Raw genomic sequence first — 26,761 nt, forward strand, 5'->3', positions numbered from 1 at the left:
CATTAAGGAGGCCGCAAATTCTCTATGTAACTGAAAAACTATTACAGGAAATGACAGCCCTCATCTTGCTGTGTATTTCGTTCATCGTGTTTCTGACAGCCCCTCTGCTGCACGCCGCCGAAGCAGCGGAGCCGTCTGACAACGGAAGTACGCTGCAGGAGGTACTCATCCTGAACTCATACCATCCCGGTTATGCGTGGTCCGACGATGAACAGGCCGGCATCATCGACGTTTTGCAAGGGAAAGATAAAAATTGGCTCCCGGTCATTGAATACCTAGATCTCAAACACCTGCCCGACGGAAGGCATCTTGCAGAGTTGAAGCAACTTTTCCACCTCAAGCATCAATACAAGAAGTTCTCGGTGGTCATCGCGATGGACAACCCCGCTCTGGAATTCGCTATTGACAACCAGGTGGAACTTTTCAGGAACGCGCCCATCGTCTTCTGCGGAATAAACAATTACAACCCCTCCCTGTTAAAAGGGCGATCCGAGGTTACGGGAATCGAGGAGGCCATTGACCTTGCCGGAACGATCGAGGTCATGCTCCGCCTGCACCCTGCCACTCAAGAGATTTTCAGTCCCCAAGACTACACCGTGACTGGTTTGGCGGTGCGTAAAGAACTTGAGGCATTGGTTCCCCGATTCGGCGCCAAGGTTCGCTTCCGCTTTAATGATCCTCTGACCATGGAGGAACTGTTGAAGGAGCTGGAGCGATTACCCAAGAACAGTCTTGTCCTGGATATAGCTTTTCTCACCGATAAATCCTACCGCACTTTCGGAGTGTCAGAAACCACCAAACTCTTTTATGAACACAGCCCTGTCCCGATCTATTCCACCTACAAGCAGCGACTCGATTTCGGCATCGTCGGCGGCAAGCTGTTGAACGCTCGAATACATGGAACCAACGCCGCCCGCATCGCCCTGAGGGTGCTGGCCGGTGAAAAGGCGTCCGCCATCCCGGTTGTTTTAGAGAGCGATTCGCAGTTCATGTTCGATTATAAGGTCATGAGCCGTTTTGGAATCCCTTTGTCGGCCTTGCCCGAAGACAGCACGGTGATCAATAAACCGGTATCCTTTTATACGGCCCACCGGGTGGTTATTCAAACGGCTTTGGGTATCATCGCTTTCATGGCAGCAGTGATCTTCCTGCTCATGATCAACATCATCCAGAGGAGGCGATCCGCCATCGCACTGCGCGCCTCGGAGGCAAAATATTACGACCTCTATGAGAACGCGCCGGATATGTATTTTTCTATCGATACGAAAACGGCTACAATTACAGAATGCAACAGCACATTTGTTCATACGATTGGCTATGCCAAGGAGGATATCATTGGGCGTTCGATATTCGAAATCTACCACCCGGACTGCAAAGAGGATGTAAAAAGACACTTTCAACAATTTGCAGCAACAGGCGAACTCCCAGATGTCGAACGTAAAATAATTTGTAAAGACGGCAGTATAATTGATGTCAGCATAAAAATATCACTCATGAGGGATAAAAACGGAAATATTACCCACAGCCGATCCGTCTGGCGTGATATCACCGAGCGCAAGAAGGCGGAAATCCGTCTGGCCCGGCTTAACGATTGCTTCCTCCAGTTCGGCGTCTCCCCTGACGACAACATCAATCGCCTGGTCGCCGTCTGCGGGGAACTGATGAACGCCACCTGTGCCCTGTATAACCGCCTGGGGAAAAACCTGCTCTGTTCGGTCGGGCAGTGGAAGCCGCCTGCCGGCTTCAAGTCGGAGGACAAACCGGATGGGCATATCTGTTATGATGTGATCCAACAGGGAGGGGAACGTCCCTTGCTCGTGCGGAACCTCCAGGAGAGCCACTACGCGAGGACCGATCCCAACATCCTCCCCTACAGCCTGCAAACCTATCTCGGCATGGTTGTCAAATGGAAGCAGGCTGCCATCGGTTCACTGTGCGTGGTCTATCAGACCGACATAACCCCTTCAAACGACGATCTGCAGTTCATGACAATCATCGCCTCCGCCATAGCCATCGAAGAGAACCGGCTGCGGGCGGAGGAGGCGCTGTACCGAAGTGAAGAGAATTTCCGCCGTTCCCTGGATATATCCCCGCTGGGCGTGCGCATCGTGACCATAGAAGGCGAGACCATTTATGCTAACCGGGCTATGCTGGATTTCTATGGATACGACAGCATTGAGGAACTGAGAACAACGCCTTTAAAAGAGCGCTATACTCCGGAGAGCTATGCAGAGTTTAAGATGAGAATGGAAAAAAGAAAACGAGGTGATTATTACCCGTCCGAATACGACATAAGCATCGTAAGGAAAGACGGTGAAGTCCGCCATCTCCAAGCCTTCCGCAAGGAAGTATTATGGAATGGTGAAGAACAGTTTCAGATAATTTACCAGGACATCACCGAACGCAAACAGGCAGAGGAGGGGTTAAGGGCTTCCCGGGAAGAGATGCGCGCCCTTGCCGGGCGCCTGCAGGCGGTGCGTGAAGAGGAGCGGACACAGATTGCCCGTGAAATCCACGACGAACTGGGAGGGGCCTTGACCGGCCTGAAGATCGATGTTTCCCTGCTGACAAGGTCCGCCTTGAAAATAGAGAATGAAACCGTCAGAACGTCTTTATTCGCGGGTATGGACTCGATGATTAAGTCCATCGACACAACCATCCATACCGTGCGCAGGATCGCGATGAAACTTAGACCCGGGATTCTGGATGATCTCGGTCTCGTTGCGGCTCTGGAATGGCAGCTCAAAGATTTCGAGAAGCGCACCGGCATCCGCTGCGAATTTTTTCCACCTGGGGAAGATATCAGCCTTGACGCCGACCTTTCTACGGCATTGTTTCGCATTTTTCAGGAGGCACTGACCAATGTGGCCCGCCACTCCGGGGCAACGGAGGTACATGTCCGCTTGCGCGTGGACGCAGACTCCCCCGCTCTGGAGGTGGAGGATAACGGCCAAGGCATCGAAAAAGAGAATATCCAGAGTAAAGAGTCACTCGGACTCCTGGGGATGAGGGAACGCGCCCAGATATTCGGGGGACGAGTTACCATAACGAAAACTCCCGGAAGAGGCACAATAGTGACGGTCGAGATTCCGCCGTCATCCACTACCCCGCTGCTTGCGGCTGGATAGTTTATTTCGCTTGCCGATTTGGTGTAAATTGTATATGATACCGTCATATTGCAACGAATAATGACGGCATGGTGAACCTATGATGCTGAACAGAATATTCAAAGCCCCGGAACAAAGCTTCTTTCTTTTGGGGCCGCGGGGGACCGGCAAGAGTACATGGCTCCGAGCCGCTTTTCCGAATGCCTATGTCATTGACCTGTTATCTGAGGAGACCTATCAGAGGCTTCTGGCGAATCCCGGTTACTTCGCAAGCGAATTATGCACAGCTCTACCTAAAAGCGGAGATCCAGGCAGAGGCGCTTGTCCGAAACTTACCCGGTTTTGCCCGTTTTCTGCCTCTGGCGGCCCTTTCCCACGGCCGAATCGTCAATGTGAGTAAAACATTGCGCGCGACGCAGGAGTGGCCAGGACGACGGCAGCAGGGTATCTCGACATCCTGGAAGAGACGCTTCTCTGTTTCCGGCTGCCCGCTTATGAGGCCAGATTGCGCGTGCGGGAACGGAAACTGCCCAAATGGTACTGGTGCGATCCCGGCCTCGCGCGCGTGATGAAGCGAAAGACCGCCCCGCTCGCGCCCGAGAAAAGGGGCGCCTTGTTCGAAGGGCTGCAACGCCGCATTGTCGTTTGCCCTGACGGACCGGTAATGAAAACGCAGGACGGTATTGACGCCATGCCTTTCCGTCGCTTTGCCGAAGAACTGGCCTCCGATGCTTTATGGAAGTAGCAGGAAGAGAGGAAGACAGATGATCCAAGTGATTATTGTCGATGACCATCCGGTGGTCCGGCGCGGCCTAAAGCAGATCATCGCCGCAGAACAGGACATGCAGGTCGTCGGCGAGGCGGAAAACGCCCGGGAGGCGCTCCGTGTCATCCGTCATATCCCCTGCGATGCGGTTGTGCTGGATATCACCCTGCCGGATACCAGCGGTCTCGACGTCCTGAATCAATTGAAGCACGAACGCCCGACCCTGCCCGTTCTGATCATGAGCATCCATGATGAAGAGCAGTACGCCGTGCGGGTGCTCAAAGCCGGCGCTTCAGGCTACCTGATGAAGAACAGCATCCCGGAGGAACTGATCCAGGCGATCCGGAAGATCACCGCCGGCGGGAAATACGTCAGCCCCTCTCTCGCGGAAAGGCTGGCGTCGGAGTTTGTTTCCCCGGAAAAAGCGCCCCACGAGAAGCTCTCCGACCGCGAATTTCAGATCCTGTGCCTGATCGCGTCCGGAAAGTCGCTCAAGGAAATCGGCGAGGCGTTATGCATCAGCGGCAAGACGGTGAGCAGTTACCGGGCCCGCATTCTGGAGAAAATGAGCATGAAGACCAACGCCGACCTGGTCGGCTATGCCCTGAAAAACAGATTGATCGAGTAGAATCAGCAAATCCCTACAAAAAAATCAGCATTCCCTTACAGACAAGCGGTTTCCAGATGCGATAGCATTAAATCGTCATGTGGTGAGTGGAGAACTATGCGCTGGACGCTGAGTGTAAAACTGGTATTGGGCATCGCGGTTATCATGACCGCTGCCATGGGCGCGGCCATTCACTTGCCGGATGAGCGGACAGGCGAGTTGGTCCTGGCCGCTTCCCACGGCATTCCCCCCCCGATACTGGAGGGACTGATTCCTTTGAAGCCAGGCCAGAGTGTTGTCGGATGGTTCGCCGAGACCGGGAAACCGTTCCTCGAAGTGGAGAACACGGCAACGGATCCTCGCGCTGAGACCGGATTAGAGGTATGGAAATCGCTGGTCGTCGTGCCGCTGCGATCCGCCGGCAAAATGGTTGGCGCCTTGGGTACGGGAGACGTCACGCAGCGCCGTTTCACGCCCGGGGAGGTGGCGCTGCTCCAAGCCATCGGCAACCAGTTGGGGGCGGCTATCGAAAACGCCCGGCTCCACGCGGAAATGCAGCGCCTCTCGCAAACAGATCCGCTGACGGGTCTTTTTAATCGGCGCGGGTTGGATGAGCGGATGCAGGTCGAGATACTACGGGCAAAGCGCTACCGGCATCCCCTGTCGGTGGTTATGATCGACATTGATCACTTCAAAAACTATAATGACGCGCACGGCCATCTTGAAGGCGATGTAATCCTGAAGCAAGTCGCCGAACTTTTGCGAATCCACGTGCGTGAAACCGATGTTGTCGCTCGCTTCGGCGGTGAGGAGTTTTTGATACTTCTGACGGAGACCGCGAAGGCCGAGGCCCTGGAAGTCGCAGAAAAAATCCGTGCCGCAGTTTCGGTGCGGCCCTTCCCACATGCCGGGACCCAGCCCGAAGGCAAACTGACAATCAGCCTGGGGGTAGCGACTTCTTCGGCGGATTTGTCTGAGGCGCAAGAATTGATAGACAAGGCCGACCATGCCCTCTATGGCGCCAAAAACGCCGGGCGCAATCGAGTGCGGGAAGCGTGACGTTGGATGTTGATCTAAAAAAAGGGGGAGGCAGAAAAGCGATGCTTTCTATTAAAAACAGACAATATATATTCCGTATCAGCATCTGGGTGATCATCCTTGGCGGCCTGATGCTTACGGCCATAGGTTTCGCGGTGGTTCGTACCTGGGAACTTCAAAAGCTGAAGGCGGACTTTGAACGTGCTGCAGAAGAGCGCCATGCCGCTTTGAAGAGAGAAATTGATTTTGACTTAGACGTACTTTCAAGCATCAAGGCTTTTTACCTCCATGCAAAAGTGGTTACCAGATCAGAATTCCGCGACTTTACAGCCTCTCTTTTCTTGCAACACCCCGGCATTCAAGCGCTCGAATGGATTCCGCGGGTACCATATTCTCAGCGCGAAGAATACGAAAAAGCAGCCAGAAGAGATGGTTTTAAAGATTTCCAGATTACGGAACAGTCTGTTTCGGGTAAGATGATACGGGCCGGCCGGAGGGATGAATATTTCCCCGTTTATTTTATGGAGCCTTATAAGGGGAATGAACTTGCATTAGGGTATGACCTGACTTCCAACCCTAAGCGCAAGGAAGCGTTGGATCGATCTCGCAACACGGGCGAGATAGCAGCAACCTCCCGGATAAGACTGGTGCAGGCGAATGAAAGCAAATTCGGTTTTTTGGTTTTCTCACCGGTATATAAAAAGAATATGCCTGCCGATCCGAGGCAAACTCGTCACGACAATTTACGCGGTTTTACACTGGGCGTTTTTCGGATTCATGATATTATACAAAGATCCTTAACGTACCTGAACCCGGAAGGCATCGATGTTTATCTCTATGATAACTCCGCACATGGGAAAGAGCGTTTTCTTCATTTTCACCCGGCGCGCGCAGGGCAAACAACAGACTCATTGCGCAATGAGAGACCAGTGCCGGATGGCAGCCTCAAAATCGTCAGAACGCTCAAAGTGGCAGATCGCGAATGGCAGATTCTATTCGTGGCAACGCCCGATTACGTTGCACGCGGAAAGACGTGGCAGCCCTGGGGGGTATTATTGGCCGGACTGCTTTTAACCGGTTTACTGGCCGGCTTTTTGATTGTGGTGGCCAGGCGCGCTGAAGAACTAACCAACAACAATGAACTGCTCTTGCAGGAAATCGCCGGTCGCAGAAAAACAGAGGAAGAGTTGAGGTTGAGCGAAGAGCGGTTCAGGCGCATCTTTGATGAAGGACCTTTCGGGATGATGTTGGCAAATCCGGACTATACAATTGTTATGGCGAATAAAGCGTTCTGCGGGTTGCTGGGGTATACCGAACAGGAACTTGCCGGTCAAAGCATTGCGGATATCACCTGCGAAGAGGACAGGGAGAAGGGCAGAGAATTTTCAGGACAATTATTCGCAGGCAGCATCTCCGTGCTTCACTTGGAAAAGCGGTATGTCAGAAAAGATGGCGGAATCGTGTGGGCTAATATTACCGCCTCGGCCATCCATGGGAAAGAAGGTAACGTGCTTTACAGTCTATCTCTCATTGAGGACCTCACGGACAGCAAGAAGGCGGAAGAAAAGATTCACCTGCTGCATTATTATGACAGCCTGACCGGGTTGCCGAACCGCACCTTTCATAAAGAGCTGATAAAAAGATCAATTGAACATGCCCAGCGCCATAAAGAGATATTTGCCATTATTTACATCGGATTGGATAATTTTCAGCGGATTAACGATACGCTCGGACATAACATCGCAGATCTTCTGCTGAAGGCCGTTGCCGACAGACTTGCCAACTCTTTGCGAAAAAGCGACGACGTTGCCAGATCAGATGAAGGTGAAGCAGTGAGTGCTGTATCTCGATGCGGTGGAGACGAGTTTATCGTATTGGTGCATGATCTCAACCAGACTCAGGGCGCCGCAATAGCCGCCCGTCATTTACTTGAGGAAATATCCGCACCCTATGATCTGAACGGTCGCGAGGTATTTATGACTGCCAGCATCGGTATTGCCTTGTATCCTGATGACGGAACGGATGTTGACGACCTCCTAAAAAACGCCGAAAAGGCCATGAGACACACAAAGAGCGAAGGGAAAAACAACTATCAATTTTATTCGGGATCAATGAATTCCTTTGTTCTGGAGCTCCTGACGCTGGAAAGCGACCTGCACAAGGCCCTGGAGCGGGGCGAACTGGTGCTCTACTACCAGCCGAAGGTGGATGCGGCAACGCGAATGGTTAAAGGAATGGAGGCGCTGATCCGCTGGAAGCATCCCGATCGGGGATTGATTCCGCCCCTGCAGTTTATTCCCCTGGCCGAAGCAAGCGGCCTCATCATCCCCATCGGAGAGTTTGTAATACGCACCGTCTGCGGGCAAATCAAAACATGGCAGGAAGCCGGTTACAAACAGGTGAACATTGCCTTGAACATATCGGGTCGCCAGTTTGATCAACCGAACCTGATAGAAATCGTCAAGGAGGCTTTGCAGGACACCCTGATTTCTCCGCAGTGCCTGGAGTTGGAAATAACGGAGAGCGTCATTATGCGGAACCCGGAGAAGGCTATTCAGATATTGACTGAACTAAACGCGCTGGGCATAGGGATTTCGATTGATGATTTCGGCACGGGATATTCATCGTTGAGCTATTTGAAACGGCTGCCGCTGGATTATTTGAAGATAGATCAGTCCTTTGTAAAGGGTCTGGCGTCCGACTCCAGAGATCAGGCAATCGTCAGGGCGATTATTGCTATGGCTCACAGCCTGAATCTGAAGACCATTGCCGAAGGTGTGGAGACAAAGGAGCAGTTGTCCTTTCTGCAGGAACATGGATGCGACGAAATCCAGGGCTACTTGTTCAGCCGGCCTTTGCCGGCCGAGGAAATCCCGGGGATCTTAAGGAAGCCCCGGCTCTAACATTTAGGAAAGGCCATGATGAAAGAAGAACGGGAAAGACAGGGTGTGTTCTGAGTCATAGCGGAAAGAACAGTTATGAGGAGGAGTAATGGTTACTTTCCTTCCCTTGATGGTGGGATTTGGTTGTAAAATATTTCATAATAAAATACAATGAATGCAAAGAAAATAGATTGGAGGATACGTTATGCCGAAAGCCGTTAAAATATCCGATGAACTGGCAAGCAACGCGGCGATATTTGCCGGCGTCGAAGGCCGGTCGCTTGCCGGCCAGGTGGAGTACTGGGCAAAGTTGGGAAGGGTGGCGGATGAAAACGCCGATCTTCCGGTCTCCCTGATCAAGGAGATCCTCATCGCCCGAGCCCAGGCGCAAAGCGGATTGAAGACGCCCTATGTCTTTGGTGAAGGCGAATGAGCCGGCAGGTCTCCCAGTCCCCCCTTTTTGAGAGGAAGAAGAAGCATCTGACAAGGGATGAGATATCCGTTCTGGATGAAGAGATTCGGCGCATCTGCGAAACGCCCGAGATCGGCGAGGTGAAAAAGGGGGATCTGACAGGCGTTTCCGTTCACAAATTCAAGGTCCGGGACAGATTGTTTCTTCTGGCCTATGAATTCGATGAAAAGGAAATTCTTCTGCTTGCCTTGGGCGCGTATGAGAATTTCTATCGCGATCTGAAGCGCTATTTGGCTTAAGGGAGGTTTTGATCGCAAGCTGGGGCTCTACTGGCAACAGGCAACTGCGTTGAAAGAGCAGGAGGATCGCCGCGAAAATGAACTCGTTTACGGAATACATCAGGGAGATCAGGAAGAGCCTTGAAAAGGCTGAATAACAGTTCAATCCATGAGGGATTATGATTATGAAAATGCGCAATCGATCTTCTTATCCTGATTCTCCTCATCCCGGTCACGGGCGTCCAAGCGACTGGATTGCCAAGCCTTATTCCATAATTTTCACCGGTGTCGTCTTCTTCACTTTAATCTTTGGGATCGCCGTTTTTCAGGGCTGGCGGCAATTTGAAACCACAAGGCGCAATGCCCTGACTGCTGATAAGACAACCGCAAATCTCCTCGCAGACCTCATCCTGGAGCACAACAAAGCAAACATAGGAATCCTCCAGTCCTATGCTCATCGGCCTCTATTCATCGCTGCCGTGAAGAATAAGGACCTTGCAAGGGTTTACAGGCACCTGTCCGCCCTCAAAAAGAATGCCGAGATCGACCTGACCTTCGTCACGGACAAACGCGGCCTTCTCTGGGCGAATTTCCCTTTGTTTCCGGAAGCTATCGGGAAGAACCTCTCGAACCGTGACTGGTATAAAGGAATCAGTTCCCATTGGAAACCTTACATTTCCACCGTCTCTAAACTGATTGTCGGGGATAAACCACTGGCGGTATCCGTCTGCGTCCCCATATTCGATGAAAAAGAAAGGGGCATCGGGATACTCGGAAGCTCCCAACGACTTGGTTTTCTTGTTGACACCATCGAGCGGGTGCCTTTCAGCCCCTATACGACCGTGAACGTGATCGACCGGACGGGGAAGCTCCTTTACAGCAACAAATTTCCTTATCAGGAAAGCATTGCGGATTATCGATTTTTCCCGATCCTTGAAACGGCGGTAAAGGAAAAAAAACAGCAGATCGAAATGAACGATCCGCAGAAAGATCATCAGAAAAGTTATCTCACCGTTGTTCCCATGGGGGACATCGGGTGGTCGGTCATCATTGAGAGATCCCTGAGAGACATTTATCGTTCGGAATTCGGACGTTTTATCGAGATAGGGGCTATTTCCTTCCTTTTGTTCCTCCTGATCATTTTCTTTCTGATTTATCTGAGAAAAGTTTCCCTGTTCAGAAAAACTGAGGGACTCCTGCAAGCCGAGACAAAGCTTCGGCAGAGTGAGGAAAATTTCCATCATTCTCTGGATGACTCACCGATGGGGGTGCGCATCGTAACAGAAGAAGGTAAGACCATTTATGCCAACCGTGCTATTCTGGATATCTATGGCTACGACAGCAGGGAGGATTTGGAAACAACTCCCGTGGAAAAGCGCTATACCCCGGAAAGCCATGCCGACTTCCTGATCAGAAGAGAGAAGAGACAGCAAGGGGTTGATGTCCCGTCGGAATATACCATAAACATCATCCGGAAAGATGGCGAAGTCCGTCACCTCCTGGTATTACGCAGGGAAGTATTATGGGATGGTGAAAGACAGTTTCAAGTCTTGTACAACGACATCACCGATCGCAAGCGGGCCGAGATGGTGCTGCGGGAGAGCGAGGAGCGTTTGCGAACGATTATTGAGGCGAGTCTGGATGCCATCATCGCTGTGAACGTCGAGGGCCGGCTCATTCTTTTCAACGGCGCAGCCCAGGAGTTATTCCAGTATTCCGAGGAAGAAGCCTTGAATCAACCGGCCGACATCCTGCTGCGGGAGGAAATAGGTAAAATCCATCAAGAAAGGTTGGAAAAGTTCTTGAAAAGGGGTGTCGGACAATGCGGTCACATCGGAAGACGAATGGAAAAGCTTTTTCGCCGTAAGGACGGCTCCCTGTTTGAGGCCGAAGTCTCCATGTCGGGGGGCCGCTTTAATGGGCTGCGCCTGGTGGTCCTTGCGATTCACGACATTACCTCCCGCAAGAAGACAGAGGAGACGCTGAGGGAGAGCGAGATACGTTATCGTGAGCTTTTCGACAATATCAGCAGCGGTGTTGCCATCTACGAAGTAATGAACAACGGCAACGATTTTATCTTCAAGGATTTCAATCGAGCCGGTGAGCGGCTGGATGGCGACCGGAAAGAGGATATCATCGGAAAGAGCATCTATCAAGTCCGGCAGGGGATCAGGGAGTATGGACTATTAGAAGTGTTCAAGCGGGTTTGGGCGACCGGAATTCCCGAGCATTACGCAGCCAAGTTTTACCAGGATGAACAATTGCAGGGTTGGTACGAAAACTTTGTCTATCGACTTCCCTCCGGCGAGATCGTTGCTGTATATGATGACATCACCGAACGCAAGCGGGCGGAGGAGGAATTGAGGACTTCTCGTGCGCAGTTACGGGCACTTGCCGCGCGACTGCAACAGATACGTGAAGAAGAGAGACTCATGGTTGCGCGAGAAATTCATGACGAAATGGGGGGGGGACTTACCGGGCTGAAGATGGATCTCTCATGGCTGTTTGGCAAAATGGGCGGCGCAGACACGTCTGAAGAGCGCGTTGCCTTGATGGACAGGATTCAGACAGCGAATGCGTTGATAGATCAAATGATCCATATAGTACGCCGTATATCCACGGATTTGCGGCCATTCGTTTTAGACGATTTAGGGCTGATAGCAGCTCTGGAGTGGCAGTTGTCGGAATTTACGAGTCGCACTGAAATTTCGCATGAGTTCGCCACAACCTTCAAAGATGTTAACATGGAAGAGGACACAGCCATTGCCGTGTTTCGCATCTTTCAGGAAGCGCTCACGAACGTGGTGCGACACGCCCGGGCAACAAAGGTTGCCGTCGTTTTACGAGAGGGTGAGCGAAGTCTTTTCGGGGAAGAAAGTTTTGTTCTTGAGATCAGGGACAACGGCCGGGGAATCACAGAGGAGGAAATTCTGCATCCCAAATCTCTCGGTCTGCTTGGCATGAAAGAACGTGTTCTAACTTTTAGAGGAAAACTCTCAATTTCTGGTGAGCCCGGTGGAGGGACAGCCCTGGTCCTGCAAATACCCCGAAAGCAGGGAGACGCATCATGATCAAGGTGATTGTCGTCGATAACAACCGACTGAAGAGCAGATTGATCGAGTAGAATCAGCAAATCCCTACAAAAAAATCAGCATTCCCTTACAGACAAGCGGTTTCCAGATGCGATAGCATTAAATCGTGGGAGGTGTGCATCATGGAATCCCGCCGATCACAGATCGTTTTAAAACGGTCATCACCTGTTTTAAGGAAAGAGGTTGGCATGAAGGTATTTCTTGTTGATGATTCAGCTATTGTGCTCGAAAAACTGGCGGCCATGCTCTCCGGCATCGACGGCGTCGAAATCGCCGGGCAGGCCCTGAATGCGCGCGATGCGATCCAATCCATTGTGAAACTGAACCCCGATGTGGTGATCCTGGACATCCGCCTGAATGACGGCGGCAACGGAATGGATGTTTTAAAACGGATCAAAAAGGAAATTCCGTCGCCCATCGTCATCATGCTTACGAACTATCCCTATCCGCAGTATCGGGAAAAGTGTCAGGCCCTGGGCGCCGATTACTTCTTCGACAAGGTGACGGAAATCGAGAAGATTTACGACACCTTCAAACAATTGCTGAGGGATAAACCTTAAAGGGGACCTTATAGGACATGCAAGAGGTATCTGTCATGAAAGGCGATGTCGATCTGGTCATTTTTATCCTTGATGAGAGCCGTTTTGCCTTGAAGCTCTCTGCTGTGGAGAGGGTGGTGCGTATCGTCGAGATCACGTTGCTCCCCAAGGCGCCGGATATCGTACTTGGGATCATCGATGTTCAAGGCGGGATCATTCCGGTTATCGACGTGCGAAAGCGTTTCCGTTTTCCAAAGCGCGAGACGCAATTGAACGATCAGCTCGTCATTGCCCGAACGGTAAAAAGAACCGTCGCCCTGCTGGCGGATGATGTGACCGGCGTCATGGCCTGTCCGGTAGAGCGGATCGTGGAGGGTGAAAAGGTGGTCTCCGGGATGGCGTTTGTGCAGGGCATTGTAAAGATCGATGATGGTATGATTCTCATACACGACCTCGATACTTTTCTCTCCCTGGATGAGGAGCAGCGGCTGGATGACGCGCTCCGGGAATCCGCCGGTTTGGGGAAAAAGGGATGAAAGCCATGCCTGCCGAGATCTCCCGCGAAACGCTGGCCCGGCTCAGTGAACATCTGAAGAGACAGATGGGTCTCTATTTTCCGGAAAACCGCTGGGACGAACTCCGGGAAAAAATGGCCCAGGCCATGAAGGATTTTGATTGCCAGGATCTGAGCGGTTTTATCGAGAGGCTCATGTCGACCCCGCTGAGCAGGCAAGAAATCGAGATGCTGGCGAGTCATCTCACGATCAGTGAAACCTACTTCTGGCGCGAGCCGCGGGTCTTTGAGGCCCTTGAGAAACAGATTCTGCCGGAACTGATTCGTGTGCGGGAAAAGGGCGAGAGGCGTCTGAGAATCTGGAGCGCGGGCTGTGCGAGCGGTGAGGAGCCGTACTCCATTGCGATTGCGCTGCGTAGAGCGCTCCCTGTCCCGGAAGATTGGCGGATCACCATCCTGGCGACGGACATCAACCCCGGAATTCTGCGCCGGGCGACGGCCGGCGTGTACGGCCAATGGTCGTTCCGCGGCTTGCCCAAGCGGCTCAAGGAAGAATGCTTTCACCGCAAAGAGGATGGCCGGTTTGAGATTCTCCCGGAGATCCGGAAGATGGTTACGTTCACCTACCTGAATCTGGTGGAAGACCTCTATCCCTTGCCGCTGAACAACACCAACGCGATGGATCTCATCTTCTGCCGGAATGTGCTGATGTATTTTACACCGGAGCGCGCCGTCCAGGTCGGACAGAGACTTTACAACTCTCTTGTGGACGACGGTTGGCTGATGGTCGGCGCCAGCGAACTTTCCCAGTTCACCTTTCCTCAATTCGCGTCGGTACATTTCCCTGGGGCGATTGTCTATCGGAAGGAAACCGGGAAATCTCGACCGTCTGAGGTTTTTCGCCCTGACGGGATTTCCTCTCCAAAAGAGAAGGTTCAACCGGCAGGAGAATCCGCGACCGGGATTGGAAAGGCGGCGGGGCTGCCCCTATTGCGCGAAAAAACACGGATACAGGTGGTCGAGAGCGCATCACCCAAGCAGGCCGCATACGCGGAGGTCTTGGATCGATCCGTGCAGGGCCGTGACATGGCTGCGCCGGTCAAGCAGCAGGGCGAGGAGGCAACGTTTGATATTACGTTCAGGATCCGGGCGCTTGCCGACCAGGGAAAACTGGCAGAGGCATTGTCGGCATGTGACGAAGCCATCGCTGCCGACAAGCTCGATCCCGAGATGCATTATCTGCGCGCCGCCATTCTTCAAGAGCTAAATGAGCACGGAGAAGCAATTGCTGCGCTCAAGCGCGCGCTCTATCTCGATCCGAAGTTTGTGCCGGCGCATTTCGCCATCGGCAATCTGATGCTGCGCCAGGGTAATGCGCGAGCGGCGAAGAAGAGTTTTGAGAACGTGCTTGCGCTCCTGAGTGCGTGTCGGGCGGAGGATATCCTGCCCGAATTGGAGGGGCTGACGGCGGGCAGGTGCAGGGAAATCATCCACGCCACCATCCGGATAGGGGCATCGGCATGAAGAAGGATATAGTTACAACTCCCCAGGAGGAAGGTACGAACATAAACTGGAGCGAAATCCTGCAGCAGGTGGAGAAGGCGCGGGAGTCGCTGGAGCGGGGGGCGGCGCCGACCCCGAAGGAAAAGGGCGCCATACTCAAAGCGCGGGCGCGAGTCCTGGCGCGGGGAACGGAGGAAGCCGGTGCTGCCCGGGAATTCCTCGACATCATCGAATTCAGCTTGGCGGCCGAAACGTACGGTATCGAGTCCGCGTTTGTCCGCGAAGTCTATCCGCTGAAAGATTTCATGCCGCTGCCCGGCACGCCGCCCTTTGTACTCGGCATCGTCAACGTGCGCGGACAGATTCTTTCGGTGATTGATCTCAAGAAATTCTTTAATCTCCCGGAAAAGGGTCTGGGACAGCTCAACAAGGTGATCATCATCCGTAACGATCGGATGGAATTCGGGATCCTGGCGGACGACGTTCTCAATGCGCGCCCCATCCCGCTGGAAACGGTTCAGACGGTCCCCCCGACCGTCACCGGGATCGGCGCAGGGTATCTGAAGGGAGTGGTTGGCGGGCGGATGATCATCCTCGATGTGAAAAAAATTCTGGGCGACGAGAAGATCGTCGTGCACCAGGAGGCGGATTAAAATATCTCATCTTTTCGAAGGAGGAATCTACCATGAAATGGTTCATTAATCTATCAACCCGCGCGAAACTCATTCTTGGTTTTGGCGCGATGTGGCTCCTGCTGGCGATCGTGATCCTCACGGCCTACCTGAGCATCACGGGAATCTCACAATCTGAGAAAGAGCTGCACGAAGTCAATTATTCCAAGGCGCTCGACCTCCGTCAACTAAGGGCCCACATAAACTTACAGCATGGACAGATATTGGAGATGATGGTGACCACCGACCAGTCAAGGTGGAAAACAAATGAACAGCTAATCCATGAGCGCGCCCAGCAAATCGACGAGATTGTCGAAAGACTGCTAAAAACCGATCCGGATCCCGAGTGCCAGAAACGGCTCAAGGAAATTAAGAATACTTTGGCGGCGTATCGTCAAACGCGGGAGGAACAGATCGCCTTCATCCGCCAGGGAAAGATGGGAAAGGCGATAGAATTGGGATTTGGCGTTCAGGGCGAAAACATCGCCAAGATCCGATCTCTCGCCCAGGAACTGGGAGACAAGGAGGACAAGGAGGTAGACGAACGAATGGCGGCTGACATGCAGACAGCGAAGCAGTCAGTCATTCTCTTTGCGTTTGTTGGATTGGTTGCTTTTCTCCTGGGCAGCGGGATGATCGTGTTCCTAAGTCACACCATCGCCAGGCCGCTAATCGGCATCTCAAAAGTTGCACAGCAAATCGCAGCCGGCGATTTATCTGTCAGCGTTCCTGCAGACCAGCGAACAGACGAGATAGGTGCGTTGGCCCAAGCCTTTCGGCAGATGGTGGAGAATCTGCGCCGCTCAACCGCAGATATTTCCGAAGCCGTCAACCTGCTCGGTTCATCGGCGAGCGAGATTCTGGCAGCCACCACTCAGGTTGCTTCCGGCACCGCCGAAACGGCTACCGCCATCAGCGAGACCACGACTACGGTGGAAGAGGTCCGACAAGCCGCGCAACTCTCCTCGCAAAAGGCAAAAAATGTCTCCGACAATGCGCAGCGCGTCGCCGAGGTAACTCAAACCGGCCAGAAAGCCGTCGAAGAAACAGCCGCCGTCATGCGCCATATCCGCGACCAGATGGAGTCCATCGCCCAGACCATTGTCCGCTTGAGCGAGCAAGGCCAATCCATCGGCGGCATCATCGCCTCCGTAACCGACATTGCCGACCAGTCCAACCTGCTCGCGGTCAACGCCGCCATTGAAGCCGCCAAGGCCGGAGAACAGGGTAAGGGATTTGCGGTGGTGGCGCAGGAGATCAAGAGCCTGGCGGAGCAGTCCAAGCAGGCCACTGCTCAGGTGCGCAGCATCCTGAGCGAGGTGCAGAAGGCAACCAGCGCCGCGGTGATGGCGACGGAGCAGGGGAGCAAGGCCGTGGATGCGGGGGTAAAGCAGTCGGCGCAGTCAGGAGAAGCGATCCGGGCGTTGGCGGAGAGCACCGGGGAGGCGGTGCAGGCGGCAACCCAGATCGTGGCGTCCAGTCAGCAGCAGGTGGTGGGGATGGATCAGATCGGGACAGCCATGGAAAACATCAATCAAGCCGGGGCGGAGACTGCGGCCAGCATGAGGCAAGCGGAAGTGTCGGCGCAGAACCTGCATGAGTTGGGACAGAAACTGAAGCGGCTGGTGGAACAGTATAAAATCTGAAGCGGGTGAGTGGGATGGACACAAAAGACGGCGAATTTCTCAAGCGACTCCGGGCAACGTTTCGGGTTGAGGCCGAGGAACATATCCGCGCGATCTCTTCCGGTCTTATCGAACTGGAGAAAACGCCGACGACAAAGAGAGGTATGGAAGTTATCGAAACCGTGTTCCGTGAGGCGCACAGTCTCAAGGGCGCGGCCCGTTCCGTGAACCTGAGGGAGATTGAATCCATCTGCCAACCGCTGGAGGGCGCATTTGTCGCGCTGAAACGCCGGGAGATTGTCTTGTCGCCGGCGCTGTGTGATCTGTTTCACCAGGCGGTTGATAACGTCGCGCAGCTCGTCTCAGCCGCAGATGGGGAACGAACGTTGTCAGACCGGGCGCGAGCCAGGGAACTGATCCAGCAATTAATGAAGGTTTCACAGGGCGCCTCTCCGCCTGAAAAGTCGGAGGAATCCGGGTCTGTTGCGGAAGCTCAACCAAGCGAGGTTGTGCCGGATCCTCCTCCCCGCAAGGAGGAAACAACCCCGCAAATCCCATCGGCAAAGGAAACGCCGGTTTCGATCGAAACCGTGAGAATACCCACGTCCAAGTTGGACTCGCTCCTCCTCCAGGCGGAGGAACTGATTCTTGCCAATATGGCTGCCGGTCAGCGGAGCATCGAATGGCAGGAGATCAGCCAGGAGCTTGTCTCGTGGAAGACGGAATCAACGAAGTGGAAAGATCGGCAGCCCACGATGGCCGCGCCGGCATTCAGCGAATTTCTGGGGTTTCATGAGGCGCGCCTGAACGCCCTTCAAAGTCGGGTTGCTGACGTAGCGGAGACGGCGAAACAGGATCATCGCGCAATCACGCGGTTGGTGGACGTACACCTGGAGGCTATGAAGCAAACCCTGATGCTTCCGATCACGTCCTTCGTGGAGGTTTTCCCCAAGCTGGTCCGCGATCTGGCGCACGACCAGGGCAAGGAAGTGGACTTGGTCATTCGCGGCGCGGAGATCGAGATTGACAAGCGGATCCTCGAAGAACTGAAAGACCCGCTGATCCACCTCCTGCGGAATTGCGTGGACCACGGCATCCAAAAGCCCGAGGAACGCGCGCGCCGGAACAAACCTCCGCGCGGAACGATCAGGCTCTCCTTCGGCGCAAGAAACGGTCGCCAGGTCGAGATTCTGGTCTCCGACGACGGCACGGGCATTGACGCGGATCAGGTTCGGGCGGCGGCGATCAAGGCCGGCATTGTTTCGCCGGAGGTGGCCGGCAAACTCGATTCGCAGACGATATTGTCGTTCATATACCAATCGGGAATTACCACCAGCCCCATCATTACAGACATATCGGGGCGCGGTCTGGGCCTGGCGATTGTGCGCGAAAAGACGGAGAAACTCGGCGGGGCCGTGTCCGTGGACAGCCTCATCAATGTCGGGACGACGGTCCGCCTCATCCTGCCGCTGACGCTTGCCACGTTCAGGGGGGTATTGGTGCGGGCGGGTGAGCAGGTGTTCGTTCTGCCGACAATCAATGTTGAGCGCGTGCTGCGGGTGGGTCCGGGGGAGATCAAAACCGTAGAAAACCGGGAGACGCTTCAGGTGGACGGACATATCCTCTCGGCGGTCAGGCTGGGAGACGCCTTGGATGTGCCTGTACGAAACAACGGGTCTTCATCGGCCGTAATTTCTGCTGCGACCGCAAGCCATATCCCCGTTGTGATCCTCACTTCCGCGGATAAGCGCATTGCCTTTCTGGTAGATGAGGTTCTCGACGAGCATCAGGTCCTGGTGAAGGGTTTGGGCAAGCAACTGAGGCGTGTGCGCAACATAGCCGGCGCCACCGTCCTGGGAACCGGCCAGGTTGTGCCCGTACTCAACGTCCCTGACCTGATGAAATCGGCTGTCCGAACGGCGGGAACGGTCAGAGCGGCGGCGATCGAAAATGGGCCGGCGAGAACGGGAAGCATTCTTGTGGCGGAAGATTCGATCACCTCGCGGACGCTGATCAAGAACATCCTGGAAACGGCCGGCTACCAGGTGGCAACGGCAGTGGACGGCGTTGATGCCTTCACGCAAGTCCGCAGCGGCGAATTCGACATAGTGGTGTCGGATGTGGATATGCCGCGGATGAGCGGTTTTGAGCTCACGGCCAAGATTCGCGCCGACAAGCAACTCAGCGAGTTGCCGGTGGTGCTGGTGACCGCCCTCGAATCGCGCGAGGACCGGGAGCGCGGCATCGAAGTCGGCGCGAATGCCTACATCGTCAAGAGCAGTTTCGATCAAAGCAATCTGCTGGAAGTGATCCGCAGATTTCTTTAACCCTTTCACCATGGAGACAGGCATGATCAAGGTTCTCATTGTTGAAGATTCGAAAGTCATCCAGGAATTTCTGGCGCATATTCTCACTTCCGATCCGTCCATGCAGGTGGTGGGCGTCGCCGACAACGGCGAAGAAGCCCTTGAAGCGGTAAAACAAAAGCGGCCCGATGTCATTACGATGGACATCCACATGCCCAAGGTCGGTGGTTTTGAGGCGACCCGAACGATCATGGAAGTAGCGCCGACGCCGATCGTCATCGTGACCGGAAGCCTCAGAGCCAAAGAACTCGCCTCCACATTCCGCGCCGTGGAAGCCGGCGCTTTGGCAGTGGTTCTCCGCCCGCCGGGGATCGGCCACCCGGAGCATGAAACAGCCGCCGGAGAACTGATCCGGACGGTAAAACTGATGTCCGAGATCAAGGTTGTGAAACGCCACCCTGCGGTAAAAAGAAGAGTGCCGCCACCGACGGAGAGAATGGAAGTCCGGAAAACAGACGTTCAAATTCAAGCAATTGCGATCGGCGCTTCCACCGGGGGACCGCCGGTGCTGCAACAGATTCTTTCCGGTTTACCCCGGAACCTGCCTGTCCCCGTGCTCATGGTTCAGCACATTGCGGCAGGGTTTGCCAATGGTTTCGTAGAATGGCTTTCCGGCACCACCCACTTTCCGGTGCACATCGCTTTACATGGCGAGTATCCTCTGCCGGGACACGGGTATATCGCCCCGGATGGTTTTCACTTAGGGATCGGAAACGGCCCGCGCATTGTTCTCAGCGATCACGCGCCGGAGAATGGTTTGCGACCTTCGGTTGCGTATCTCTTTCGCTCCGTCGCGCAAACCCTGGGTCCGCGAGCGGTGGGTGTACTGCTGACCGGTATGGGCCGTGATGGGGCGGCGGAATTGAAGGAAATGAAAGACAGGGGCGCCGTCACCATTGTTCAGGATGAGGAGAGTTCCATCATCTTCGGCATGCCTGGGGAAGCGGTTGCCCTGAATGCGCATACCTATATACTTTCCCCGGATAAAATCATCACGCTGTTGGGAACGCTTGCGGAGACCCAGTCAAATTCCAAAACGAAGCTTGAGTGAGGATAGCCATGATTGTGGGCAAAAAAGAGAACACCATAAATATCCTGATCGTCGAGGACAGTCCGACACAGGCGGAAAAGCTGAAACATATCCTGGAGGAACAGGGGCATCAGGTCATTCACGCCATGAACGGCAGAGATGCGCTTGCGATCCTGAACGATCAAATGCCGAATCTGGTCATTAGCGACATCATCATGCCCGAGATGGACGGTTTTGAACTTTGCCGTAATATCAAGGCAGACGAAAGACTCTGGAGCACCCCGGTCATCCTGCTTACCTCCCTTTCGGATCCGCAGGATGTCATCAAGGCAGTGCAATGCGGCGCAGATCAATTCGTCACCAAGCCTTACGACGAAAAGCACCTCCTCACCACCGTTGAGCACCTTCTTCTTGACAAGAATAAGCACGGTCGAGAGGAAAACCAAAAAGGCATTCATATTTTCTATATGGATGAAAAATTTTTAATCACATCGCACCGGCGGCAGATCCTCAACCTCCTTCTTTCAATATACGAAGCGGCGATCTCAAAGAACCGCGATTTGATCAGAACACAGGATGAACTGAAGAGTCTCAACGATGATCTCGAGGAAATCGTCAACAAGAGGACTGCCACCCTGCACAGCGAAATTGCCGAGCGCAAGTCGGCCGAGGCGGCACTTCAGGCTAAGAACGAGGAGCTCAATACCGTCCTGCAGCAGTTATGGCAGGCGGCGAAGCTGGCGACGGTGGGAGAGCTGGCCTCCAGCATTGCCCACGAGTTGAACAATCCCCTGGCTACCATCAGTCTCCGGATCGAATCCCTGACGGCTAAGACACCCGAAGACGATCCGCGCCGGCGGGAGCTGGAAATCGTTGGGCAGGAAGTTGAACGGATGGGGAATCTCGTAACCAACCTTCTCCAGTTCAGCCGCCGGAGTCAGCAGCAGATTTCTACGATGGATGTCCGTGAAGAAATAGAAAAGACCTTCGAGCTCATTGAGTACCACTTCCGCAAGAACAATATAAAAGTTATCCGGGAGTTTGCACCCGACGTGCCCTTCATTCACGCAGACCGCCAGCAATTGCGACAGTTGTTTCTGAACCTCTTTACCAATGCCGGCGACGCCATGCCTCAGGGGGGAACGCTTACGGTCCGTGTATATGTTCAGGGGTCGGGGATCAGGGGTCAGGAGTCAGGGGTAGAGCCGGCCCCCGAGCCCCGGCCCCCGAGCCCCGCTGTAGTGATCGAGATTGCCGACACGGGTGTGGGGATACCGCCGGAGATTTTACCCAAGGTAATGGAAGCATTTTTTACCACGAAACCGGAAGGAAAAGGCACGGGGCTGGGATTGGCCATTTGCCGGCGCGTCGCGCAGGAACACCAAGGCACGTTTGATATCGTGAGCGAGGGGATCCCCGGGAAGGGAACAAGGGTATGCATTGCCCTACCTTTCTCCAATGGAAGCAATGCAAAGGGTGTCAAGGGTGAATGATAATTGACGAGGCCGTCATACATGAACGGGAGAGACAGATCATGAAAAAAAACGCGCAAATAGACTCCAATTACACCATAGGCCGCATCATTGTCGTGGACGATGAAGCCGAACTGATGAGCGCCCTTTGCGAGATGCTGACCGATCAGGGATATGAAACGGCGGGATTTCTGACGGGCGCCGAAGCCCTGGCTGTTCTAAAAGAGCAGGAATTCGATCTGCTGTTGACCGATCTGATGATGCCCGTAATGGACGGGATTGAGCTTATCCGGGCCGGTCTCGATATCGACCCCAATCTCATCGGCATTATCATGACGGGACACGGCACGGTGCAGACCGCCGTGGAGGCTATGAAGACCGGCGCCTTCGATTATATCCTGAAACCGTTCAAACTCAACACCCTTCTGCCGCTGCTCTCCCGCGCCATGCAGGTGCGCAATCTGCGGCTGGAAAACATGCAACTTAAGGAGACCGTAGCCATTCACGAACTGGGAAAGGCCATCTCCTTCTCCTCCGATCTGAATTCGATCCTCAATAAGATCGCCGACACCGCGCTTCAGCAGTGCAGTGCCGATGAGGTATCCATCATGCTGCCGACGAAGGGCGGCGAAGAGCTTTACGTGGCGGTTGTCCGCGGTGGGCGTACGGAAAATCTGGGGGAGCATGCGCCGATCGAACACGGCATAGCCGGCTGGGTAGCCCGCAACCGCGAGTCTGTCGTATTTAAGGGAGAAGTCAGTGATCCGCGTATGGCGCCGATCAGGCCGCGCAACGACATTCACACGGCCGTTTCCATGCCGATGCTGTCACAAAGCAAACTGGTGGGCGTGCTGAATGTCAATATCACAAAGAGCCATCGCAAATTCACGTTAGGACAGTTAAAGGCGCTGAGCATTCTGGTGAGCATCGTTTCTCCCATACTGGAAAACACGGCGCTGTATATCCAGATCCGCAAGGCCGAAGAGGAGTACCGTTCCATCTTCGAAAAAGCTCGCGAGGGGATTTTCCGGAGTTTACCCGGGGAGCGCTTCATTGCCGCCAATCCCGCTCTCGCCCAGATGTTCGGCTACGACTCGCCGGAAGATATTTTGACGAGTGTAACGGACATTGCCCGTCAGATTTACGTGAACCCCGAGGATGCCGCGGAATTTGCCCGGATCATGGCAACACAAGGAGAGGCAATAAATTTTGAGTGCCAGGCTCATCGTAAAAACGGCAGTCGGATCTGGATATCGGTCAGTGCACACGCCGTCCGCGACGAGAAAGAAGTTCCGTTTTACCATGAGGGTATCCTTGAAGACGTCACCGAACGCAAAAATTCGGAGTTGCGTCTGAAACTGGCCAAAGAGATTCTCGAAATGCTGAACCGCCCGAATAACGTCATAAAACTCATCAAGGACATCTTTCACCTGTTGAAGGAAAGCACGGGTGTCGAGGCCATCGGGATACGGCTGCGGGAAGGAGAAGACTACCCCTACTATGTGACCAACGGTTTCCCCGACCATTTCCTGGAAGCCGAGAATTATCTTTGCGCGCGTGATGCCACAGGTGAAATCATCCGTGATTCAAAAGGGAATCCATCTCTCGCCGGCAGGTGCGGTCACATCCTGCGCGGCCAAACGGATACTGCCCGGCCCTATTTCACGGAAGGCGGGAGCTTCTGGACGAACAGCACGACGAAACATCTGGCCGAGAAATCCGAGAAGGAGTATCAGGGCAGCATAAGAAACCGCTGTAACGAAGAGGGGTACGAGTCCCTGGCGCTGATTCCGCTGCGGTCGGGCGAGGAGATCATCGGGCTTCTGCAGTTGAGCGATACGCGAAAGGATTTATTTACCTCCGACATGATCCGTTTTCTCGAAGGTATCGGCGCCAGTATCGGCATCGCGATTGCCCGAAGACGTTCCGTGGAGGCGCTCCGGGAAAGCGAAGAAAAGTATCGCACGCATTTCGAGAACGTGACGGACATGATTTTTTCGATTGACCGGGAGCTGAGGATTCTCGATATCACCCCTTCCGTCGAGAGGATTATGGGGTACAGGCCGGAGGAACTGATCGGCAAACCGTTTGGCGAGCTTAACATTCTGGCGACGGATCATCTAAAAGAACCCTATTCCGACATTCGTTACGTGTTGGCGGGCAACAGAATCTCGGCAGAGGTTTATGAGTTCATAGCCAAAGACGGAACGCGGAAATTCTGTGAGGTAGGCGCTGCCCCCCTGCTTCGCGACGGCAAGGCCGCGGCGGTCATCTGTGTGGCCCGGGACATCACCGAACGGAGACAGGCCGAGGAATGGCTGCTCCGGGAGCGCAGCATGGTGGACCGCATTATGAGAACCAGCCCGGCAGGAATCACCGTGGCCGATCGCGACGGCCGGATAATCTTCGCCAACAAGCGGGCCGAGGAAATATATGGTCTATCCGTGGATGAAATGACCAAACTCACTTATAACTCGCCCGAATGGCTGATCACGGACTTCGATGGAAATCCTTTCCCCATTGAGAAACTGCCTTTTGCAATGGTTATTTCCTCCGGCAATCCCGTCTATGGGATACGGCATGCCATTAACTCCCCCGAAGGGCGACGCGTGTATCTTTCCATCAACAGCGCTCCGATCGATGATGAAAAGGGCAATATCAACGAGGTGGTGTTCACCATTGACGACGTCACCGAACAGCACCGCGCTGAAGAAGAAATCAGCAAGACCGTTGGAAAGTTGAAGCGTGGCATCGACGATACCATCCGGGCGATGGCGATGATTGTTGAAGAAAGAGATCCTTATACCGCCGGTCACCAGGAGAGGGTCGCCAACTTGTCCGTGGCGATCGCTCAGGTTCTGAACCTTTCCGAAGAGCAGATCAGCGGCATCCGGATGGCAGGAATGATCCACGATGTCGGAAAAATGAAAGTCCCGGCGGAAATTCTCAGCAAGCCGACCCAACTGAGCCATATCGAACTCGAACTGATAAAAACTCACGCCGAAGTCGGTTACAGAATTCTGGAACCAATAGCGTTTCCTTATCCTGTCGCAATGATTGCCTACCAGCACCACGAACGGATCAACGGCTCCGGATATCCGCAGGGGCTCAAAGGGGATGAAATTCTTATAGAGGCGCGGATTCTCGCCGTGGCCGACGTCGTGGAAGCCATGGCAACGCACCGTCCCTACCGTCCTGCTCTCGGCATCGATGCCGCCCTGAAGGAGATCGAGAACAATCGGGGGCTTCTTTACGATAGCGATGCGGTGGATGCATGCCTGAAATTGTTCAGGGAAAACGGTTATCAATTTTAATGAAAACAGTTTTTGAGCTAACCTTTAAGATAGAGGCACTCAACACCTGAGGAATAGATAATTTGAAGAGGCGCGCTTCCTATATAGATGCAATCTCTTCGAGCAGTGATATCGCGGGCTTTCCGTCCAGAAGCGGGGCGATCGTTCGGGAAAACTCCTTGAAATAAGACGAAGATGAGTGTGCCTGGATTGCTTCCATGTCCTGATATCGCTCAGAAATGGTGAGGGTATCCGGTTCTGCGCCATTGCGGCAGACGGCGTAGCTTACGGTTCCCTTTTCTTCTCGAACCTTTTTTACGAGCTCCTTGAATAATTCAGCGGCCTCATCCATTTTTCCCTCTTTTATTTTCATCTTTGCGATCAACGTAATCATTTTTTTCTCCTTTTTATCTGAATTGTAATGATGATAACTTCAAATTATGTCTGAAATCAAGCATATTATGATTTTGCCGGAAGCCGGAATACGTGCCTTACTCCTGCTTTCCGAGATACTTCTCCCGGAGCAGACCGGAGAGCTTCTTTAAAGAACTGTAAGATTTATCAACGGTTCTTGCCCCATCGGGATTAATCAGGGAGCAGGTTGCCGGCATCAGAATGCTCTGGGAAAGTATCTGTTCCAAGTCGAACCCCGATTTCTGAAGCTCAGCCCATAGTTTTTCAATCCGATGGAAGAGACCTTCCTCCGTTTCGATATCGAACTCTTCATGGTTGGCCGGCACAATTCCCCATCCCAACATTTTCCCGGAATCGAGAAATCTCTTTATCCCATCACGGTATTTTACAAATATCTCACCTAAATTGTAGGAGTTGAAGGAAAGGATATCGATATCGAGGTTAAGGAGGAAATCCCAATCGGGGTTCCCGCAGAGGTGCACCCCGCGGGGGTGTTCGATCTGCGCAAAAAACCCATTCATGTCTCCTTTGGCCTGATCATTCGAGTAGCCGGACATCGCGCTGAAGATGTACTGAAGCCCCGGTTCATCAATGAAAAGAAACGCCTTGGGGTTCTTTTCCTTCAGTTCGTGAAGCTGACAATTCGCCTTGCGCGCCATGAAATCGAAGAGGAGCGAGCGCACCTCGTCATTGTAAATAATGGATTGTCTGTTTTCATCGAGAATCGCCAGGCCAACGCTGACCGGGCCTTCGAGCTGCCCGCGAATCGCCTTGTAAGGTGACAAATCTGCTGCGAGAAAGCGGTGATAAGTTGCCGAATATTGCGGAGTAATACGGAAGAAACTCTCGTTTTCAAAATTGTTCAGCACATCCTCAAGCTCAAGATAAAACTTTTCCGTATTGAAATGAATCTTTGCGGCTTCCGGCTCCACGATAATGCCTGGGAATTTTTCCGTGGCCTGAACATACATATCCTCGTAATAATTAATCTTCGGCAGTTGCGGCCAGAAGGGGATATCAAGGCTCATCACAAGTTCCATGGCGTCGTCAAGATATTTATGCGGGAGGATTCCCATTCCCGTTGTCATAAGATTACCGGAAAACGGCATGGCACTCTTCATAAGCAACTTCTCCTATTTTTTCATATTGATG

The 26,761-nt window shown here is 53.5% G+C and carries 19 protein-coding genes; 17 read left to right on the forward strand and 2 right to left on the reverse strand.

Annotation, left to right across the window (positions count from 1 at the left end; genetic code table 11):
* Positions 1–65 precede the first annotated feature (65 nt).
* From M0P74_09330 to M0P74_09410, 17 genes are all read left to right on the forward strand, one after another.
* On the forward strand, positions 66–3,128 hold the full coding sequence (locus tag M0P74_09330) for a PAS domain S-box protein (GenBank protein ID MCK9363781.1): 3,063 nt from the start codon (positions 66–68) through the stop codon (positions 3,126–3,128).
* A gap of 400 nt (positions 3,129–3,528) precedes the next feature.
* A complete protein-coding gene (locus M0P74_09335; protein ID MCK9363782.1) occupies positions 3,529–3,852 on the forward strand; it encodes a DUF4143 domain-containing protein in 324 nt (107 codons plus the stop codon).
* A gap of 19 nt (positions 3,853–3,871) precedes the next feature.
* Positions 3,872–4,501: a response regulator transcription factor gene (locus M0P74_09340; GenBank protein ID MCK9363783.1), complete on the forward strand. Its 630-nt coding sequence runs from the start codon at positions 3,872–3,874 to the stop codon at positions 4,499–4,501.
* Positions 4,502–4,597: 96 nt separating this feature from the next.
* Positions 4,598–5,539, forward strand: a complete 942-nt coding sequence (locus M0P74_09345; GenBank protein ID MCK9363784.1) for a sensor domain-containing diguanylate cyclase — start codon at positions 4,598–4,600, stop codon at positions 5,537–5,539.
* Between the two features lie 41 nt (positions 5,540–5,580).
* Positions 5,581–8,421 carry an EAL domain-containing protein gene (locus M0P74_09350; protein ID MCK9363785.1) on the forward strand — a complete coding sequence of 947 codons (2,841 nt, stop codon included), beginning with the start codon at positions 5,581–5,583 and terminating at the stop codon, positions 8,419–8,421.
* A gap of 184 nt (positions 8,422–8,605) precedes the next feature.
* A complete protein-coding gene (locus M0P74_09355) occupies positions 8,606–8,833 on the forward strand; it encodes a ParD-like family protein (GenBank protein MCK9363786.1) in 228 nt (75 codons plus the stop codon).
* The gene (locus M0P74_09360) at positions 8,830–9,111 is read left to right on the forward strand and encodes a type II toxin-antitoxin system RelE/ParE family toxin (protein ID MCK9363787.1); all 282 of its coding nucleotides are present in this window, start codon (positions 8,830–8,832) and stop codon (positions 9,109–9,111) included. The genes M0P74_09355 and M0P74_09360 overlap by 4 nt, the downstream gene beginning before the upstream one ends.
* Before the next feature lie 158 nt (positions 9,112–9,269).
* The gene (locus M0P74_09365) at positions 9,270–12,161 is read left to right on the forward strand and encodes a PAS domain S-box protein (protein MCK9363788.1); all 2,892 of its coding nucleotides are present in this window, start codon (positions 9,270–9,272) and stop codon (positions 12,159–12,161) included.
* Positions 12,162–12,370: 209 nt separating this feature from the next.
* Positions 12,371–12,742 (forward strand): response regulator transcription factor, encoded by a 372-nt coding sequence (locus tag M0P74_09370; protein ID MCK9363789.1) that lies wholly within the window; start codon positions 12,371–12,373, stop codon positions 12,740–12,742.
* 17 nt (positions 12,743–12,759) lie between these two features.
* On the forward strand, positions 12,760–13,257 hold the full coding sequence (locus tag M0P74_09375; protein ID MCK9363790.1) for a chemotaxis protein CheW: 498 nt from the start codon (positions 12,760–12,762) through the stop codon (positions 13,255–13,257).
* Complete coding sequence (locus M0P74_09380) at positions 13,254–14,759, forward strand: tetratricopeptide repeat protein (GenBank protein ID MCK9363791.1); 1,506 nt, start codon at positions 13,254–13,256, stop codon at positions 14,757–14,759. The genes M0P74_09375 and M0P74_09380 overlap by 4 nt, the downstream gene beginning before the upstream one ends.
* Positions 14,756–15,391 (forward strand): chemotaxis protein CheW, encoded by a 636-nt coding sequence (locus M0P74_09385; GenBank protein MCK9363792.1) that lies wholly within the window; start codon positions 14,756–14,758, stop codon positions 15,389–15,391. The genes M0P74_09380 and M0P74_09385 overlap by 4 nt, the downstream gene beginning before the upstream one ends.
* 32 nt (positions 15,392–15,423) lie before the next feature.
* Positions 15,424–17,055, forward strand: a complete 1,632-nt coding sequence (locus M0P74_09390) for a methyl-accepting chemotaxis protein (protein ID MCK9363793.1) — start codon at positions 15,424–15,426, stop codon at positions 17,053–17,055.
* A 14-nt stretch (positions 17,056–17,069) separates the two neighbouring features.
* Positions 17,070–19,361, forward strand: coding sequence for a hybrid sensor histidine kinase/response regulator (locus tag M0P74_09395; protein MCK9363794.1), 2,292 nt, complete (start codon positions 17,070–17,072; stop codon positions 19,359–19,361).
* 22 nt (positions 19,362–19,383) lie between these two features.
* Positions 19,384–20,451 (forward strand): chemotaxis-specific protein-glutamate methyltransferase CheB, encoded by a 1,068-nt coding sequence (cheB, locus tag M0P74_09400; protein MCK9363795.1) that lies wholly within the window; start codon positions 19,384–19,386, stop codon positions 20,449–20,451.
* Positions 20,452–20,459: 8 nt separating this feature from the next.
* Complete coding sequence (locus M0P74_09405; GenBank protein ID MCK9363796.1) at positions 20,460–21,923, forward strand: response regulator; 1,464 nt, start codon at positions 20,460–20,462, stop codon at positions 21,921–21,923.
* Between the two features lie 41 nt (positions 21,924–21,964).
* Positions 21,965–25,216 carry a PAS domain S-box protein gene (locus tag M0P74_09410; GenBank protein ID MCK9363797.1) on the forward strand — a complete coding sequence of 1,084 codons (3,252 nt, stop codon included), beginning with the start codon at positions 21,965–21,967 and terminating at the stop codon, positions 25,214–25,216.
* Between the two features lie 79 nt (positions 25,217–25,295).
* Here M0P74_09410 and M0P74_09415 read toward each other — a convergent pair whose 3' ends face one another.
* On the reverse strand, positions 25,296–25,589 hold the full coding sequence (locus tag M0P74_09415) for an antibiotic biosynthesis monooxygenase (GenBank protein MCK9363798.1): 294 nt from the start codon (positions 25,587–25,589) through the stop codon (positions 25,296–25,298).
* 97 nt (positions 25,590–25,686) lie between these two features.
* Complete coding sequence (locus M0P74_09420; protein ID MCK9363799.1) at positions 25,687–26,730, reverse strand: hypothetical protein; 1,044 nt, start codon at positions 26,728–26,730, stop codon at positions 25,687–25,689.
* Between the last annotated feature and the right edge of the window lie 31 nt (positions 26,731–26,761).

This window comes from Syntrophales bacterium, assembly GCA_023229765.1.
Classification (GTDB): Bacteria; Desulfobacterota; Syntrophia; order Syntrophales; family UBA5619; genus DYTH01.

Bases quoted from the DNA above. Each gene is read 5' to 3' on its own strand.
- M0P74_09340 (MCK9363783.1), top strand. From the start codon at position 3,872: ATGATCCAAGTGATTATTGTCGATGACCATCCGGTGGTCCGGCGCGGC.
- M0P74_09345 (MCK9363784.1), top strand. From the start codon at position 4,598: ATGCGCTGGACGCTGAGTGTAAAACTGGTATTGGGCATCGCGGTTATC.
- M0P74_09350 (MCK9363785.1), top strand. From the start codon at position 5,581: ATGCTTTCTATTAAAAACAGACAATATATATTCCGTATCAGCATCTGG.
- M0P74_09355 (MCK9363786.1), top strand. From the start codon at position 8,606: ATGCCGAAAGCCGTTAAAATATCCGATGAACTGGCAAGCAACGCGGCG.
- M0P74_09360 (MCK9363787.1), top strand. From the start codon at position 8,830: ATGAGCCGGCAGGTCTCCCAGTCCCCCCTTTTTGAGAGGAAGAAGAAG.
- M0P74_09365 (MCK9363788.1), top strand. From the start codon at position 9,270: ATGATTATGAAAATGCGCAATCGATCTTCTTATCCTGATTCTCCTCAT.
- M0P74_09370 (MCK9363789.1), top strand. From the start codon at position 12,371: ATGAAGGTATTTCTTGTTGATGATTCAGCTATTGTGCTCGAAAAACTG.
- M0P74_09375 (MCK9363790.1), top strand. From the start codon at position 12,760: ATGCAAGAGGTATCTGTCATGAAAGGCGATGTCGATCTGGTCATTTTT.
- M0P74_09380 (MCK9363791.1), top strand. From the start codon at position 13,254: ATGAAAGCCATGCCTGCCGAGATCTCCCGCGAAACGCTGGCCCGGCTC.
- M0P74_09385 (MCK9363792.1), top strand. From the start codon at position 14,756: ATGAAGAAGGATATAGTTACAACTCCCCAGGAGGAAGGTACGAACATA.
- M0P74_09390 (MCK9363793.1), top strand. From the start codon at position 15,424: ATGAAATGGTTCATTAATCTATCAACCCGCGCGAAACTCATTCTTGGT.
- M0P74_09395 (MCK9363794.1), top strand. From the start codon at position 17,070: ATGGACACAAAAGACGGCGAATTTCTCAAGCGACTCCGGGCAACGTTT.
- cheB (MCK9363795.1), top strand. From the start codon at position 19,384: ATGATCAAGGTTCTCATTGTTGAAGATTCGAAAGTCATCCAGGAATTT.
- M0P74_09405 (MCK9363796.1), top strand. From the start codon at position 20,460: ATGATTGTGGGCAAAAAAGAGAACACCATAAATATCCTGATCGTCGAG.
- M0P74_09410 (MCK9363797.1), top strand. From the start codon at position 21,965: ATGAAAAAAAACGCGCAAATAGACTCCAATTACACCATAGGCCGCATC.
- M0P74_09415 (MCK9363798.1), bottom strand. From the start codon at position 25,589: ATGATTACGTTGATCGCAAAGATGAAAATAAAAGAGGGAAAAATGGAT.
- M0P74_09420 (MCK9363799.1), bottom strand. From the start codon at position 26,730: ATGAAGAGTGCCATGCCGTTTTCCGGTAATCTTATGACAACGGGAATG.